The organism is Bacillus sp. Cr_A10 (assembly GCF_029222665.1).
In the GTDB taxonomy this organism is placed as follows: Bacteria; Bacillota; Bacilli; order Bacillales_A; family Planococcaceae; genus Psychrobacillus.
This window is the reverse complement of record NZ_JARHXR010000008.1, coordinates 169773-187301: the sequence shown is the minus strand read 5'-3', so window position 1 is coordinate 187301 and position 17529 is coordinate 169773. Positions and strand designations below refer to the sequence as shown.

At 35.3% G+C, this 17529-nt stretch carries 15 protein-coding genes; 2 read left to right on the top strand and 13 right to left on the bottom strand.

All coding sequences use genetic code 11. From position 1 onward, the window contains the following. Positions 1 to 23 precede the first annotated feature (23 nt). The 10 genes from P2Q73_RS06595 to cotE form a co-directional block, all read right to left on the bottom strand. The gene (locus tag P2Q73_RS06595) at positions 24 to 1274 is read right to left on the bottom strand and encodes a methionine gamma-lyase family protein (protein WP_275785070.1); all 1251 of its coding nucleotides are present in this window, start codon (positions 1272 to 1274) and stop codon (positions 24 to 26) included. Between the two features lie 76 nt (positions 1275 to 1350). Beyond that, positions 1351 to 1650, bottom strand: coding sequence for a rhodanese-like domain-containing protein (locus P2Q73_RS06590; RefSeq protein ID WP_275785068.1), 300 nt, complete (start codon positions 1648 to 1650; stop codon positions 1351 to 1353). 66 nt (positions 1651 to 1716) lie between these two features. Then, a complete protein-coding gene (gene hfq, locus P2Q73_RS06585; RefSeq protein ID WP_053589890.1) occupies positions 1717 to 1944 on the bottom strand; it encodes an RNA chaperone Hfq in 228 nt (75 codons plus the stop codon). A 66-nt stretch (positions 1945 to 2010) separates the two neighbouring features. Further along, positions 2011 to 2931, bottom strand: a complete 921-nt coding sequence (miaA, locus tag P2Q73_RS06580) for a tRNA (adenosine(37)-N6)-dimethylallyltransferase MiaA (protein WP_275785065.1) — start codon at positions 2929 to 2931, stop codon at positions 2011 to 2013. Next, positions 2924 to 3844: an alpha/beta hydrolase gene (locus P2Q73_RS06575; RefSeq protein ID WP_275785063.1), complete on the bottom strand. Its 921-nt coding sequence runs from the start codon at positions 3842 to 3844 to the stop codon at positions 2924 to 2926. The genes miaA and P2Q73_RS06575 overlap by 8 nt, the downstream gene beginning before the upstream one ends. Beyond that, positions 3844 to 5496 carry a glycerol-3-phosphate dehydrogenase/oxidase gene (locus P2Q73_RS06570; RefSeq protein ID WP_275785061.1) on the bottom strand — a complete coding sequence of 551 codons (1653 nt, stop codon included), beginning with the start codon at positions 5494 to 5496 and terminating at the stop codon, positions 3844 to 3846. The genes P2Q73_RS06575 and P2Q73_RS06570 overlap by 1 nt, the downstream gene beginning before the upstream one ends. A 2-nt stretch (positions 5497 to 5498) precedes the next feature. Beyond that, on the bottom strand, positions 5499 to 7004 hold the full coding sequence (gene glpK, locus P2Q73_RS06565) for a glycerol kinase GlpK (RefSeq protein WP_275785059.1): 1506 nt from the start codon (positions 7002 to 7004) through the stop codon (positions 5499 to 5501). 11 nt (positions 7005 to 7015) lie between these two features. Beyond that, positions 7016 to 8800 (bottom strand): DNA mismatch repair endonuclease MutL, encoded by a 1785-nt coding sequence (gene mutL, locus P2Q73_RS06560; RefSeq protein WP_275785056.1) that lies wholly within the window; start codon positions 8798 to 8800, stop codon positions 7016 to 7018. A gap of 41 nt (positions 8801 to 8841) precedes the next feature. Further along, on the bottom strand, positions 8842 to 11403 hold the full coding sequence (mutS, locus tag P2Q73_RS06555) for a DNA mismatch repair protein MutS (protein ID WP_275785181.1): 2562 nt from the start codon (positions 11401 to 11403) through the stop codon (positions 8842 to 8844). A 136-nt stretch (positions 11404 to 11539) separates the two neighbouring features. Beyond that, entirely contained in the window at positions 11540 to 12103 is a 564-nt protein-coding gene (gene cotE / locus P2Q73_RS06550; protein ID WP_053589896.1) for an outer spore coat protein CotE, read from the bottom strand. A gap of 136 nt (positions 12104 to 12239) precedes the next feature. Between cotE and P2Q73_RS06545 the strand changes: the two genes are divergently transcribed. Then, positions 12240 to 12941: a glucosamine-6-phosphate deaminase gene (locus tag P2Q73_RS06545; RefSeq protein ID WP_275785054.1), complete on the top strand. Its 702-nt coding sequence runs from the start codon at positions 12240 to 12242 to the stop codon at positions 12939 to 12941. A gap of 179 nt (positions 12942 to 13120) precedes the next feature. Here P2Q73_RS06545 and P2Q73_RS06540 read toward each other — a convergent pair whose 3' ends face one another. The 3 genes from P2Q73_RS06540 to P2Q73_RS06530 are packed head-to-tail and all read right to left on the bottom strand — an operon-like array spanning position 13121 to position 16110. Beyond that, a complete protein-coding gene (locus P2Q73_RS06540) occupies positions 13121 to 13687 on the bottom strand; it encodes a nucleotidyltransferase family protein (protein WP_275785052.1) in 567 nt (188 codons plus the stop codon). A 4-nt stretch (positions 13688 to 13691) separates the two neighbouring features. Then, positions 13692 to 15323: a hypothetical protein gene (locus P2Q73_RS06535; RefSeq protein WP_275785050.1), complete on the bottom strand. Its 1632-nt coding sequence runs from the start codon at positions 15321 to 15323 to the stop codon at positions 13692 to 13694. Beyond that, a complete protein-coding gene (locus P2Q73_RS06530) occupies positions 15316 to 16110 on the bottom strand; it encodes an ABC transporter ATP-binding protein (RefSeq protein WP_056829359.1) in 795 nt (264 codons plus the stop codon). Before P2Q73_RS06530 ends, P2Q73_RS06535 begins: the two co-directional genes overlap by 8 nt. Before the next feature lie 190 nt (positions 16111 to 16300). Here P2Q73_RS06530 and P2Q73_RS06525 point away from each other — a divergent pair, with 190 nt between their 5' ends. Further along, positions 16301 to 17500: a CynX/NimT family MFS transporter gene (locus P2Q73_RS06525; protein WP_275785048.1), complete on the top strand. Its 1200-nt coding sequence runs from the start codon at positions 16301 to 16303 to the stop codon at positions 17498 to 17500. Positions 17501 to 17529: the final 29 nt, after the last annotated feature.

The window sequence follows — 17529 nt, the reverse complement described above, 5'->3', positions numbered from 1 at the left end:
TCACTTACTGTTTTGCTTACTGCCTATTTTTTTAATGTTTGTAAGGCTCCTAATATTGCATATTTCACATGCTCATACGTTAAACCACCTTGTATAAACGCAGTAAAAGGAGGACGGATTGGTCCGTCAGCTGTTAACTCCATACTTGATCCTTGAATAAATGTTCCAGCGGCCATGATAACATCATCTTCATAACCAGGCATATAAGCAGGCTCAGGTGCAAATTGAGCATTTACAGGGGAATGTAATTGAATTGCTTTGCAAAATTGAATCATTTGCTCTGCTGTTTGGAATGAAACGGATTGAATAAGATCCGTTCTCTTTTCAGAAAAGTGTGGTTCAGTTGTCATGCCAGCATCTTCTAATACTGCAGAAGTAAAAATAGCCCCTTTTACAGCTTGTGAGACAATATGAGGAGCAAGGAAAAACCCTTGATACATATCTAATAACGTATTTAGAGAAGCACCTGCTTCCGCTCCTATTCCAGGTGACGTCATTCGATAAGCACATTTTTTTACTAAGTCACTTTTACCAGCAATATATCCACCCGTTTTAGCTATACCCCCGCCAGGATTTTTTATGAGTGAACCTGCCATTAAATCTACACCGATGTTAGTTGGCTCTAATTTTTCCACAAATTCTCCGTAACAATTATCAACAAAAATAATACTGTCTTTTTTAATTGATCTTATTTTTTGAACCATTTCTTCGATTTCACTAATAGTAAAAGAAGGACGTACTGCATATCCCTTTGAACGTTGGATTGCGATCACTTTCGTATTTTCTGTGACTTTATTTTCAACGCTTTTCCAATCCACTTTTCCTGTCTCTAAGAGATCCACATGTTGATAAGAGATTCCAAAGTCAACAAGTGAACCAGTATCCTCTCCTTGACCGCTAACAATAGATTGGAGCGTATCATATGGTTTACCTGTTATGTATAGAAGTTCGTCTCCTGGACGTAATACACCAAACAAACTTATCGATATAGCGTGTGTCCCTGAAATAATTTGTGGACGAACGAGCGCCGCCTCTGCCCCAAATGTTGTCGCATATACCTTTTCTAGGGTATCACGACCTTCGTCATCGTACCCATAACCAGTGGATGGTTGGAAATGATGGTCACTTACATGATGGGACTTGAAAGCATTAATCACTTTTTGTTGGTTAAAAAATGCTATTTTTTCTACCTCCTTATGAAAGGATGTAATTTTTTCTTCAGCCTTATCTGCTATAGCTAATATTTCGTCTGACAATGTTGTATGAAAGTTCATGTTATTCTCTCCTAATTTTTCTTGAAAAACACCATGAGAAAAGACTAATCTCATAAAATGAAATTAGTCCTCCCCATTAGAACTGTAATTCGCCTTCCCATTCTTGCATGCCACCAACAATATTTGTTACTGTATATCCATTCTCTTCTAGAATTTCACACGCCATTGCACTGCGTCCACCAGCTTTACAAACAATATATTGAGGAACTGTTTTATCGATTTGATCAAAACTAGTTTCAATTTGTCCTAATGGAATATGCTTGGCACCGGGAATAATTCCGTTTGCAACTTCTTCCTTTTCACGGACATCTATTATGCTAAATTGTTCTCCAGCATCTATTTTTTGTAGAAGCTCTTCTGCTGTTATAAAGTTCATTTTACTCGCCACTTTCTGTATAGATTCCTACAAATAATAATAGGAGTATTTCTAAAAGTCAATTTATCAAACTTCTTCAGTGTTGATATCTACAGATTTGGATGGTGAGAAAGTAGAAATTGCATGCTTATAGATTAATTGCTGTTTACCCTCAGATTCAAGTAAAACAGTAAAATTATCATATGATTTAATAACGCCTTTCAATTGAAAACCATTTAACAAAAATACGGTGACATAAATATTATTCTTTCTTAATTGATTTAAATAATTGTCCTGAATATTCATAGGTTTCATTCCAATACCCCCAAAGTATGCATTTTACATCAAATAGACTCTTCCACTCATTACTATTCGCTTTAATTACTCATTTTCCTGCAAAATAGCTTTAATTTCTTTTATTATTCTTTCTGATTCAGTAAATGGATCATACCAGTGTATTTCCATTTTGTTTCGAAAGTAAGTTAGTTGGCGTTTTGCATATCTACGTGAATTTTGCTTTAAGTTATCAATAGCTTCTTCTAAAGAAATTTTCCCATCCAAATATTCGTAGATTTCTTTATAACCAATTGCTTGAATTGATTGGACATCTCGAATACCTATTCTGTGAAGGCCTTTTACTTCATCTAGTAATCCTTTATCCAACATAATATCCACTCTTTTATTGATTCTTTCATAAAGAAGTGCTCGGTCGATGGTAAGTCCGATAATATAATGAGGGTATATTTTTTCATTCCCTTGATTTTGTTCAATTTCATTTTTTCTTTTACCGCTTAATTCCACTCGTTCAATAGCTCTCATAATTCGTTGAACATTATTCGGGTGGATTTCGTTAGCAGCGATTGGATCAAGTTCAATTAATCGGGTATATAAATCGTCTGAAGATAACTGCTCTAATTCTTTCATCAAGTTACTATCCGTTTTATGCTCTTCCGTAAAACGAAAATCATATAATACAGATTGAATGTATAGCCCTGTTCCTCCCACTATTATAGGAACACGACCACGTAGCGCAATCTCTTCTATTTTTTCACGGACTATTCGTTGATATTCAGCAACAGAAAAAGTGTCAGTAGGTTCTTTGATATCCAATAAATGATGAGGAACCCCTTCCATTTCTTCTATAGTGATTTTAGCAGTTCCAATAGTTAATCCACGATATACTTGCATAGAATCGCCGTTAATGATTTCTCCATTGCATGCTTTTGCAAGCTCTATACTGAGTGCAGTCTTACCGACAGCTGTAGGACCTACAATTGCCACTACAAAAGGTTTTTCAGTCATTATTCATCATCCATTTTTCAATAACATTGAAAGTATCTAATTTATTTTTTTCTAATAATATTTCGTGCCTTGCATTTTCCACTAAATGTACGGTTATATTTTTCATCCCTGCATTTGACAAACCTTTCGCAACTTTAAAAATGTCCTTCCCATCTTTCCCCACCGGATCCACTGCTCCACTAATCAAGAGAACTGGTAGATCCTGGCGTATGCGGACAACCTCTTTGTTTTTATGAATCGTCTTTAGACCATCAAACAAATCGATAAAAAACTGGTTTGTAGGAATAAATCCACACATCGGGTCATCTACATATTTTCTCACTTCTTCTGTATCCGTACTTAACCAATCGAAAGGAGTTTGAGCTTCCTTTATTTTATTATTAAATCCACCAAAGGATAAATTGTTAAGGATCTTACTTTCGGTTTTTGGTGATTTAAATTTAGAAGCCATTTTACCAATGATTAAACCAACGTCTCCCATTACTCCTGGATTAAAAGTAGTTCCGCAAAGAATTACTTTTGATAAAGAGTCACTATACTTCTGTATATATCTACGTGCAACAAAGGAGCCCATGCTATGTCCAAATAATATTAGCGGTATTTCTACCAAGTCTTCTCGAACCTTCAGCAACACTTCACGAACGTCCTCTGTAACAAGTTCAAATCCATTAGCCTCGGCAAAATATCCCTGTTGTCCATTTTTAGCAACTGTTCTACCGTGTCCTCTATGATCATGACCACTAACTATATATCCTTTGTTTACGAAAAAATTGGCGAATTCCTCATAACGACCAATATGCTCAGCCATTCCATGTAGTATATGGACATGACCAATCGGATTTTGTTCTGGTAAATATTTAACAACATGGATCAAATGCCCGTCAGACATTTGAGCTTCAATAATGGATTTCATTAAGCTTCCCTACTTCCCCCTAAAGTCGCTTGCATCAGAAGTTTGTCTAGTTGTTTTTGGAAATTATCTGTTTCTTTTTCTGTGTAGTTTAATAATTGTTTCATCTCTTGTAATATTTCATTTTTATAAGCTTTGTACTGATTTACCTGAAAATATAGCATGCCTGTTCTACGGACTAAAAAGTCAGAAGGAGAGTAAGCCATCTCTTCATGTATCGCATAATAAACTTGTGCTAAAACACTTAATGGTAATTTTGAGTTATTGGATGCTTTCAATAAATGCGCATACTGAAAAAGTTTATCTACATTCGAGCCATAAAATTTAGCGAGTTGTCTTCCTTCTTCTATAGTAAGTCCATATGATTGCGCAAGTCTTTCTTTCGAAGCAATAAATGCCCTAAAGTTTTCTGAGCCACCTACATCTCCTCCAGAGAGAACTAGATGTTTTGTTACACATGGGCCATAATTATAATCTCCCAGTTGTTTTGAAATAGTATCTACAATGGACTCAGCCATTTTCCGATATCCCGTCAGTTTTCCACCTGCAATCGTGAATAAGCCTGAATCGGATTGCCAAACCTCATCTTTACGGGAAATCTCGGAAGGATTTTTTCCATCTTCATAAATGAGTGGACGGACCCCGGCCCAGGTAGACTCAACACATTCTTCCGAAATTCGAACATCTGGGAACATATACTGTATTGCTTTTAAAAGATATTGTACATCCTCTTTTGTCGCTACAGGATTTTGTATATCTCCTTCAAAAAAAGTATCTGTTGTTCCTACATATGTTTTACCTTCCCGTGGGATAGCAAAAATCATTCGCTTATCGGGTGTATCAAAATAGATTGGTTGTCTGAGTGGAAAGTATGCTTGATCGATAACAACATGAACGCCCTTAGTGAGTCTCAATTTTTTATTATTATCCATAGAATCTAGAGCTCGGACAGTATCCACCCAAGGACCAGTTGCATTAATAATCTTTTTTGCATGAATTGTGATTTTCTTATTATTCACTTGGTCTATTACTTCTGCACCGATAGCCTTATATTGGTCGTTATAGACAAATGATTTTACTTTTGCATAGTTTAGACAAACTGCTCCTTTTTCAATCGCTTTTTTAATTACTTCGATTGTCAACCTTGCATCATCCGTCCGGTACTCTACGTAGTATCCGCCTCCTCGAAGACCGTTACTTTTTAATAATGGTTCTTTTTGAAGGGTTTCTTCTGCTGAAAGCATATGTCTCTTTTCTTCCTTTTTTACTCCAGCTAAAAAGTCATATACCTTCAAGCCAAGGGAAGTTGTTTTCGGGCCAAACGTTCCTTTTTTGTGGAATGGAAGTAGCATCCATTCTGGCTCCGTCACGTGAACAGCGTTTTCATATACAATTTCCCTTTCTTTTCCAACATCTGCTACCATCTTGACTTCAAATTGTTTTAAATAACGTAATCCACCGTGCACTAATTTGGTGGATCTGCTAGAAGTACCTGCTGAAAAGTCTTGCATTTCTACAAGTGCCACGGACATTCCTCTTGTAACAGCATCTAAAGCGATACCTGCTCCGGTAATTCCACCACCAATAACTAGTACATCAAATTCATAAAAATTTAATGTATTTAATATTTGTTCACGTTCGACAGAAGATTTCATCCTTACACCTCATCATCCAGTTTAAATATTCTTGTTGCCTCAACTGCTTTTTTCCAACCTCTATAAAGTTGACTTCGTTTAGTTTCATCCATTTTTGGTTCATATAATCTTTGGCTTTCCCGCATTGCTGAAAGCTCTTGCTCATTTTTCCAAAATCCTGTAGAAAGTCCAGCTAAAAATGCCGCACCTAATGCTGTTGTTTCATTCAACTTAGCCAGTTCCACCGGCACATTTAACAAATCACTCTGGAATTGCATAAGAAATTCATTACTCACAGCCCCTCCGTCTACACGGAGTACTTCTACGTCAACCATTGAATCGTTTTCCATCGTATCTAATACATCTTTTGTTTGATAAGCAAGGGATTCAAGTGTCGCACGTATAAAATGCTCTTTTGTAGTTCCACGGGATAATCCAAAAATAGACCCTCTTGCATCTGAATCCCAATAAGGAGTGCCCAATCCAACAAAAGCAGGAACCACATAAACACCTTCTGTTGACTCTACTCTATTAGCGTAACTTTCTGATTCCGCAGCATTTTTAAACATGCGCAAACCATCTCGCAACCATTGAATCGCAGAACCAGCAACAAAAACACTACCTTCTAAAGCATAAGTTACTTTTCCATTTAACCCCCATGCAATTGTTGTCAGTAATCCAGATGACGAGGAAATTGCTTCTTCTCCCGTATTAAGTAGCATGAAGCAGCCAGTTCCATACGTATTTTTAGCCATACCTTTATCAAAACAACATTGACCAAATAGAGCCGCTTGTTGATCCCCCGCTACTCCAGCAATATCAATTTGCTTGCCAAAAAAAACGGAGGGGTCTGTTTGGGCATACACTTCAGAGGAGGAAGCAACATCTGGCAATATCTCCATTGGTATATTTAGTTTTTCACATATTTCTTTGTCCCAGCACTGTTCAAATATATTATAAAGCATCGTCCTAGAGGCATTAGAATAGTCCGTTACATGTTTCTTCCCATTGGATAACTTCCAAATTAGCCATGTATCTATTGTGCCGAAAAGAAGTTCTCCGTTTTTAGCTTGCTCCCTTGCTCCATCCACATGGTCGAGTATCCATTTTACTTTTGTCGCAGAGAAATATGGATCAAGCATTAGACCTGTTTTTTCCTTAAAAAAGCTATCCAACTTCTCCCTTTTCAATTCATCAATGATTGATTGCGTTTGTCTAGACTGCCATACAATTGCATGATAGACAGGCTTTCCAGTATTTTTATTCCAAACAACCGTCGTTTCACGTTGATTTGTAATTCCTATTGCATGTACGTCTTCTGGTTGATTGCCACTTTCTGTTAAAACGGACGCAATTACAGACAAGACAGAACCCCAAATTTCCTGGGCGTCGTGCTCTACCCATCCGGATTTAGGAAAAAATTGAGTGAATTCTTTCTGCGAAGAATGTACTATATTACCTTTCTTATCAAATAATATAGCTCTAGAGCTGGTGGTCCCTTGATCAATTGATAAAATGTATTTACCCACAAATTCCCCTCCTACATTACTCGTTTGAACATTTTTTCCACTTCATATGTTGAAAAATGAATAATTACTGGTCTCCCATGTGGGCATGTCAACGGATGCTTGGCATTCTTCAAACTTTCAAGCAGCTGTTCCATATCTTTTATCGTTAAATAATGATTCGCCTTTATGGAGAGTTTACAGCTCATCATAATTGCAGCTTCTTCTCTCAATTTTTTAATATCTGTTCTTCGGTTTGTTAAAACCTGTTCGATTAATCCTTCAATAATTTTTGTTTCATGACCCTTTGGAAACCAAGCAGGGTGCTCTCTTACAACAAAACTTGATGAACCAAACTCTTCTAAAAATATGCCAACAGTATTTAGTTCATCAATAGATTCTTTAATACGATATGCTTCATCTAAAGTGTAGTGAAAAGTAAGGGGCAACAGTAACGCTTGACGTTCACTTGCATTTACTTCCCCTACTTTCTCTTTATAAAACTCATATTTGATACGCTCCTGAGCAGCATGCTGATCTATTAAATAAAAACCATCTTCACTTTGCGCCACTATATATGTCCCGTGAATTTGGCCAACAACATGTAGGTCTGGAAATGCCTCTTTTACTTCGATTGGATCATCTACTAGGATTTCTTCCTGTAATGGTTCAATTTCCTCGTAGACAATAGAAGCTTGTTCTTTTTCATTTTGGTTTTGGATAGGGGTTTCTTGAAATTGCTGTTCCGGTTCTTTATATGTTTGTTTAAAGAAATCAAATTGTACACTTGGCTGTTTTTTTACTTCAGGCTTTTCTATAATTTTAGGCGGTTGTTGAACACGGTGTATAATAGAACGAATGGATTGTCTAACTAGCTCCATTAGTTCTTTCTCCTTGCTTAAACGTATTTGATGCTTAGCTGGGTGTACATTCACATCAGTAAGCATAGGGTCAGTTTCAATATTTAATACTACAATTGGGAATCTTCCAATTGGCAATAATGTGTGGTATGCATCAACAATTGCATTATTTAAACCGTAATGCTTCACCCATCTGCCGTTAACAAGTATTGTAATATAGTTTTTAGATGCTCTTGTTATCTCTGGTAGTGATGCATAACCTGAAATACGAAAATCTGAAGATTCTCCAGAAAAACTGACCATTTTCTTCACATTTGAAACTCCGTATATAGAGGCAAGTACCTGCCTTAAATCTCCTCTTCCACTCGTTTGAACAATTGTTTGATTGTTATGCGCGAGTCTAAAAGCTATTGATGGAAAACTAAGGGCTAAACGGTTAATTAAATCAATTGAATGGCCAAGTTCCGTTTGAATCGTTTTTAAATACTTCAATCTTGCAGGAGTATTAAAAAATAATTGTTTTACTACGATATCCGTTCCTCTTCGTATCGGGGCAGGTTTACATGAAAGAACACGGCCCCCTTCTAAATCTACTTTAGTTCCAACATTTTCACCGTCAGAAGTCCATAAATTTATCTTTGAAACGGAAGCTATACTTGCAAGTGCTTCTCCACGAAATCCTAATGATCGAATTCTAAATAGATCATGCTCAGTCGTAATTTTCGACGTAGCATGTCTGGAGAAGGATTGGACAGCATCATCTTCGTCCATCCCTCTTCCATTATCGGTTACTTGTATTTTTGCTAACCCTGCTTCCTCTAACATTATTTCAATTGAACTACTACCAGCATCTATAGCATTTTCCACTAATTCTTTTACAACTGAGGCGGGACGTTCAACCACTTCTCCCGCTGCTATTTTATTGGAAAGTAGCTCTTCCATGACAATGATTTGTCCCATTTTTTCACCTGCTTTTATAAGAATAATAGAGAGTTATTTTATCACTTATCTATTTCGTTTTGTAATTCATACAACAACTGTAATGCTTCTAATGGTGTTGTTCCTGAAATATTGATTTTTTTTAGTTTTTTCATTATTTTTTCTGCCGTTGTATTATCGGTAGTTTTTACATCTACCTGTTTTGGTTGTTCATCAAAAAATGATAACTGCATTTCTTGAATAGCAGTTGCTTTTTCTTTTTTCTCTATTTGTTCAAAAGTAGCTAAAATATCTCTTGCTCTTAATATAATTTCTGGAGGAAGTTGAGCAAGTTCTGCTACATGTATTCCATAGCTCTTATCAGCTGGACCTTCTTTTAATTTATGAAGAAATACTACTTTTCCATCCTTTTCTGTAGCAGATACATGAGCATTGCGCAGTTTAGGCAAAGTCTGTTCCAAATCTGTCAGCTCATGATAATGGGTTGAAAATAGCGTATTCGCCCCAATATGTTCGTGTATATATTCCATCATTGCTTGTGCTAAACTCATTCCATCATAAGTAGATGTTCCTCGTCCTATCTCATCAAATAGAAGTAAGCTTTGACTTGTTGCATTCACAATTGCATGCTGGGACTCAATCATTTCAATCATAAAAGTACTTTGCCCACCTGCTAAATCATCTGCAGCACCAATGCGCGTGAATATCTTATCGACTATAGGTAGCTTTGCAGACTCAGCAGGCACATAACAACCAATTTGAGCCATGATTACTGTTATCGCAACTTGTCGCATAAATGTACTTTTCCCGGACATATTTGGCCCTGTTATGAGGAGCATATTTTCTTCTTCTGTCAATATGCAGTCGTTTGGAACATACAATTGATTGTTCATCATTTTTTCGACTACTGGATGTCTACCTTCCAAAATTTCCATTGCATTAGATGCATGAAAAACAGGTTTTGTTAAACGATGCTTTTCAGATACTTGTGCAAATGAAATATACACATCTAGCTCACTTATTTGCTTGGCTAATTTTTGGACTTTAGGTATGTATCCTTTTATTTGATCTCTAACCTTTGTAAATAATTCATATTCTAATACTAAGCTCTCATCTTCTGCTGAAAGTATTAGGGATTCTTTTTCTTTCAATTCATCTGTAATGTATCGCTCTGCATTCGCGAGTGTCTGTTTACGAACATATCTAGTTTCGTCAGCAAAGTGAATATTTGATTTGGTTAACTCAATAAAATAGCCGAACACTCGGTTATACCCTATTTTTAAATTTTTTGCCCCAGTCAGCTCTCGTTCTTTTTGTTCTAACTCAGCTATCCACTTTTTCCCGTTTACAGATGCATCACGGAGCTGGTCTAAACGTTCATTGAAACCATCCTTTATGACCCCACCATCTTTAACTGATATGGGAGGGTTATCGCTGATCGCTTCATCTAGCTTACTCCAAATATCTTGGCAATCCTCCAAAGCTTGTCCTAAAGCGACTAATGTCGGGCTATTAGAATCAACTAATAGCTGCTTAATAATAGGAATTTTTGAAAGGGATTGTCTAAGTTGCGCAAGGTCTCTACCTCCAGCACTGCCAAATCCAATTCTTCCAACCAATCTTTCTAAATCATATACCTCTTTAAACGCTTCTTTTATTTCTTCTCTAAGCATAAAATCTTCTAAAAAGCTTGTAACAATTTCTAGACGAGATTCAATCGCTTTTTTGTCAGCTAGAGGCTGATGGATCCATTGTTTAAGCTTTCGACCGCCCATTGCAGTTACCGTATCATCCAGTAGCCATAATAGTGTCCCTTTTTGCTCTCCATTTCGTATAGAAGAAATAAGCTCTAGATTTCTCTTCGAATGATAGTCCATCGCTAGAAATGCTTCTCTTTTTTGAAATGTGAAGGGCTGAATATGTAATAAGGAACGCTTCTGTGTTTTTTTAATATATTTCAATAAACGCTTTACTGTTCGGTGAGTTTCGACCGGATGATTAGTAACATATTTTTCTGCACTATCGTTACTTAACTCATCTTGTTCTATAGATAAAGTAAAGTCATGTATCGAAGATAGATCATTTATCAATACATACAGTTGTTCACTAACAATCAATTCTTTCGCCTGTAAAGATAATAGTTCCTGTACAATTTCTTTTTCATCGCCTGTCATAATAGTAGTAAAACCGTCGCCAGTAGATACGTCTAAATAAGCAAATGCCACTTCATTGTTTGAAAGTAAGTCAGCAGATGCAATAAAAAAATTAGATTTAGTTTGCATCGCCTTACCTTCTATAATTGTTCCAGGTGTAATTAAACGAAGCACTTCCCTTTTTACAACACCTTTTGCTTCTTTAGGATTTTCAACTTGCTCGCAAATTGCTACTTTATGTCCTTTGCTAACAAGCGTTTCAATATAGTTCTGCGCTGCATGATGAGGTACACCACACATTGGGACATTATCTTTTCTACTTGTTAATGTTATTTCTAATATGGCTGACGCTTTTATTGCATCCTCATAAAATAGTTCATAAAAATCGCCTAAGCGAAAAAATAAAAAAGCATCTATGTAGTCTTCTTTAATAGTTAAATATTGTTGCATCATTGGAGTAAGTGTTGTCATCATTAGTCATTCCCTTTTCTATACTTCTCTATAATTATTATAGCAAAAGATACGAAGAAAAGCGCATGCCCCTATCATTAATAGAAGGAAAGGTACTTGTTGTAAATAAAAAAAAGCCGGAATAACTGACCGGCTTTTAAAGTGATGAAGATTGGTCGTGGCCATGATTTTGAGAACTAGAAGAACTAGATGAACTAGATGAATTAGACGAACTTGAGGAGCTTTCTTCATTAAATGCCCACTCTTCTTCAAAATCTTGTTCATGTACTTGGATGCAAACTTTTGTTTCTCCTACCACTTCAGCAAGAAGTTCGCGTTCCACCATTACTTGAAATTTAGTACCATTCTCAATAATTATTGCCTCTGTACAATTAGGCTGTTGGATTACACGTACGTGTACTTCTTCACCAGTTGAATCACTATCTCTATAATGTAATCGAATGCGATCTTTGTAGTTTATTGTTTCTGTGAATACGGATGTTTTCGAATGGTCATGGTGTGCGTACCAGACGTTGATATCAAATTTACCAACAACTTCTACATATTTTCCATGTTTTTTTGACTGAAAAGAATGATTGATAACCCAGCATCCTAAAATACTAGACGGTGTATTTGGCGGGCAAAGTACTTCACATGACTCCGTTCTTTTCTTTCCTTTAGCTATCACGGCTTTCGTCACGATTTGTCGCAAGTGTTTCATTTTTTTCCTCCTTGTATTCAAGTCATAACATCATATGCGCAATATGCCCAATCGGTTCTTCTGTTTTTTTATTCCATTGACCAGCTAAACGATTCTATATACAATGATTACATATATAGGATAGAGAGGTAATTGAATGCCATTTTTTAATATTATATATGTTGAAAATGTCGAAAAAGCCACTAGCCTTGTTGTTGATAACCTAGAAGAAGAATTAAAATCAGGAAATTTAAATTCTTTAGGTTTGGCAACTGGAAGTACGATGATTCCATTTTATACAAGTATTGTTGATACAAATTTAGATTTTTCTCAAGTTATCGCCTTTAACTTAGATGAATACGTAGGACTGGATCCCTCACATAAAAACAGTTTCGCTTTTTTTATGCATGAACACTTATTTTCCAAAAAGCATTTTAAAGAAACAAATATTCCAAACGGACTTTCGTTAGATAAAAAGCTTGAATGTGTAAGATATGAAAAAAAGTTAGACGAGCATCCAATAGATATTCAACTTTTAGGGGTAGGAGAAAATGGGCATATTGCATTTAATGAACCTGGCACTCCATTTGATGCTTTAACGCATGTTGCTGAATTGTCCGATTCCACTGTTCATGTAAATAGTCAATATTTTGAAGACAACGAGAATATGCCTACTCAAGCTTTTACAATGGGTATTGCTTCTATTTTGAAGGCAAAGAAAATAATTTTATTGGCTTTCGGTGAAAAAAAACGAGCTGCCATTGATGCATTACTTGGAGATAACATAACAGAACAATGGCCAATCACTGTTTTGAAAAAACATCCCCATGTTACCCTCATAACAAATATTAAACGATAAAAAAGTTGTTTTCTAAAAAATAGAAGACAACTTTTTTTATCATATTGGATGAATCTCACTTTCAGAACATACAACACTTCATAATCCTTCATTTCAAATACATTGTTTTCAAAATTATTATAAAAATCTGCTGAAAATGAGCTCTTTCTTTTTTCTCATCCTAAATAGACTCTAGTTTTCTAATAATAAGTTTCAAGCAACGGCCAAGTTGATGGCCAATTCTTTTTGTAAATCCTCTCTCTATAAATTTCCAGTAAATCAGGAGATTCCAAAAAACGAGGAGTCGGTTTTATTTTTAAATGAATTAAATCTTTAATTCCATGAGGAGCAGTTAAGATAACGTTATCTTCCTTATCTAGCTTCACACCTAAAGCTGTTACTGTTTCTGGAAAATTTGCTATCCCTTCAACTGCTGATGAATACGGGGGAAAATTATTTATCACATGCATCCTAGACTGATTTTTAACAGACCATGGTACATTAGGCAAGATTTTTTTAAGAGTTGCTTCGAATGTCTTTTCCGTTTCTTCGTTTGTATTGGAACTATCAAAATAAATGACATCAATATCTGTCAAAAGTGTTCTATCCTTAAAATTATGAATAGTATCCCATATTTTAGAGCGAACAAAACCTGCACAGATCCACCAATCTGGAAGATTAAGTGTTTTGGCAGCTTGTAACACTTCCATCATCCATTCATCTTCAGCTATAAGATTAGTAATATCATTTTCATATGTTATTTTCATATCTCTACCTCTTTTTTGTGTGCTTTGAAAAAGTTACAGACCATCCAAATATAATTCCAACGATTAAAACAACCATGTAGCCAAACAAGCCGTATGGTATTTTAGAAACAATTACATGCGCTAAAACAAATAATCCGATAAATATTAAACTAATAAACACTTTTAATGTCCCTGCATCTTGTGCATGCTCATGTAATTTTGAAAAAGGAAATACTTCCCCATTTAGCATACGATAGGAGATAAGAGTCATCGCTATCCCAACAAGTAAAACAACAAACAAGTCAGGTACAATTCTAACAGAAAACAGGACTATAAAAAGAACACTTAAAGATACAAAAATTGGAAGAAAGTAATTAACTATACATGCTTTTAACGTACCGCTATAGATAGATAATTCGTTTTGCAATGGCGCTGCTCTGTAAATCCAATGACCTTTTGCATTGCTTGAAAATTGGAGCATATGAACGATAGTTGGTATTATCATCACACTAAAGTAAATGACCAAAAAAATATTTCCTTCCATTGTTTCTTCAATGGATTTCATCGAGATATCATTAGCTAAAAAGATTAAAGGAAAAATGAAACCAAAGCCTAATTGAGGATAGATTTTTAGTTTTAGTTCTCTTTCTTGTTTCATCATTAAGGAAGAAAATCGGTAAAAAGTACGTTCTTCCTCGGTTCTACAAACAATCTTTGCCCATATTCTATCAAATTTAAAAGCTTTTCTCTTTCTAGTAGAATCACTTAGTAGTTTCCCTAAGTTTCTTTCAAAAGCAGGCATTAGACGAACGTAAAGCCAAACTGAGAAAATAGGAGTGAACAATGCAAATAAAGTCATCAGAATAATGTGAAATGAGAAGTCCTTATTTAAAAACAATTCAAATGGAGCCCCGTACCAAATCGGGAATAATAAAATATGCCACCATTCAAACGTATACGAAATTTTCATATTAATAATTTCAAAAGACCTTGCAACTAGTTGATAGCTAATCGTTAAGGCTATTGTTAGAATGATTTGCACATAGTTGATAATATCTTTTAGCTTTTCACCACTAAAAAAACGTAAAATAATTAAATAAACAAAAGCGGTTAAAACAACCACGAAGCAGCTAATTAGAATAATTTCAGTTAAAAATATCAGTCCAAACCAGATTCCATGTTTAAAAATGCTTACTAAAAATGGTAATCCTACAAAAGAGCCCGTAAGCAAAAGCATATAAATCATAATATGAACTATTTTTGCAGCATTTAGTGTTTTCAAGCTAATAGGTTTTGTATGAAGAATATTCTTATCTCGGATATCGAGTAATACACCCGAAAAATCAGATATCATGGATGTCATTAATATAAACATTACTAAACTAAACATAATACTCATTAAAAAAATATATTGGCTGCCTAAAAATAAAAATGGTGTCAATAAAAAAAGACCAATTAATGCATAAAACCATAAAGACTTCAGGAACTGATTTCCCTCTTTTTTTACTTTAGATCCACTAAAGACCGTTGGCATTCGTCTGCTATCCATCATTAATTTCAGCTGTAAAATCGTTCGCATAACTTCATAATCTATATCGAATTTTTGAAATAATCTTTTAAAGTTATCAAGCACATGAAGAATTTTAAAATCATTCATGTATACTACCCTCTCTTACTATGCCAACAAACTTCTCAGCAATTTCCTCATGTTCTGTAAAACCAGTTAATTGATTAAAAATTTCTTCTAATGTTCCCTCTTTGTTTTGAGCCTTTAATTCTTCAAACGAGCCATCAGCAATTACTTGACCATTCACTAGTAATACAATTCGGTTACTGATTTTTTCAACAACATCCATAATATGAGACGAATAAAATATAGTTTTTCCTTCTGCTGCTAGCTTTGCTAGTATTTCTTTTATAATCATTACACTATTCGCATCTAGCCCACTTAATGGTTCATCTAAGAACAATAAATCAGGATCATGTAGCAAACTAGAGATAATTAATACTTTTTGCTTCATTCCTTTAGAAAAGGATGAAAGACGTTGATGAAATGCTGCTTCTAAATCGAATTGCTTCATTAACTCGAATGCTTTCTTCTCGGCAGTTTCCCTATTTAAACTATAAAGCTCTCCACAAAAAGTTAAATATTCACATGCACTTAAATTTTCATATAAATCTGCGGTTTCAGGTACATACCCAATCCTCTTTTTATACGTCACATCCCCCAAAGAAATATCATTACCGAAAATCTCTACTTTACCACTGTATCCTTCTATTAACCCGAGCATCAATTTAACGGTAGTACTTTTACCTGCGCCATTCGGGCCGATATAACCTATAATTTGCCCCTTATATACTTCTAAGTTAACTTCATTCAGTACTTTTTTATTACCAAAGGATTTAGATACTTTTATCAATGATAATACCTTATCACTATTCATTTGATATCCCCCTATTCTTATATTAAGGATAATCCTTCTATACTTGTAAAACAATACTAATAATGTTATAGTCTGTTGCAATCTGACTAATAAAATTGTTATTGCTTTTTTCTATTGAAGTTCTCTATTAAAAAGTGTTAGTCTTTCATAGTAATCAATCTATTACTCACAACGTAAGGAGAGAATTCTTTTGTCAACGAAACAAGCAGCACATACCAGGAGTATTACGTTCCTCGTACTCGGTATCATTTTTATATCAGCAACATTAAGATCTCCCCTAACATCGGTAGGGCCGATTATTTCATACATTCGAGATGGACTAGCTATATCGAATGTTTTAGCAGGTTTTATAACGACTATCCCTCTTCTAGCATTTGCAATTGTTTCACCGTTTGCACCCAAAATCGCTCGTAAATTCGGAATGGAAATGGCTCTGTTTCTCTCTGTCTTATTGTTAGCTATTGGAATTATTTCACGTTCTATAGGATCCACTACTTTTTTACTTATTGGTACAGCACTTATAGGGATTGCTATTTCTTTTGGTAATGTATTGATGCCAAGCCTGATTAAACTTAAATTTCCTTTACAAGTTGGGTTATTGACAGCAATTTTTACAGTATCGATGAATATATCTGCCGGTATTGGGGCTGGAATAAGCTATCCAATAGCAGCTAGTACTTCATTCGGTTGGCAAGGTGCCCTTGGTTGCTGGGCAATTTTAACCATTATAGCTGCGATTATTTGGATTCCCCAAATTAGGAAGAAAGAGAGTTTGGAGACAAAAAATGTATTCACAAGCAACAATGAAAAATCTTTATTGCAATCCCCTCTCACTTGGACTATTACATTATGTATGGGGCTACAATCGCTAATATTTTATACAACTGCTGCATGGATTCCAGAAATACTACAATCTCAAGGGATGGAAGCAGACCAATCGGGATGGATGCTATCCATCATGCAATTTGCACAACTGCCAATGACCTTTCTAATTCCGATTTTAGCTGGAAGACTAAAAGATCAGCGAATACTTGTATTAGTATATACGATTCTGTATTTAATTGGATTCGTTGGGTTATTAATGGGAATTAAAACACTTGCTATTGTTTGGATGATTTTCATCGGTTTAGCTGGAGGGGCTTCGTTTGGTCTAGTAATGATGTTTTTCTCACTTCGAACTCGAACACCTATGGAAGCAGCAAATCTTTCTGGAACTGCTCAATCAATTGGATATTTGTTGGCAGCTGTAGGTCCTGTATTCTTCGGTTATATTCATGATGTTACCTTGAGTTGGAATACTCCTATCATTCTGTTTATCGTAACGGCAATATTATTATTCATCTCTGGCATGCATGCCGGAAGAGATCGTTATGTATTTCCGGAAAAATAAAAAAAGGAATCAGCGGATTTCATATGCTG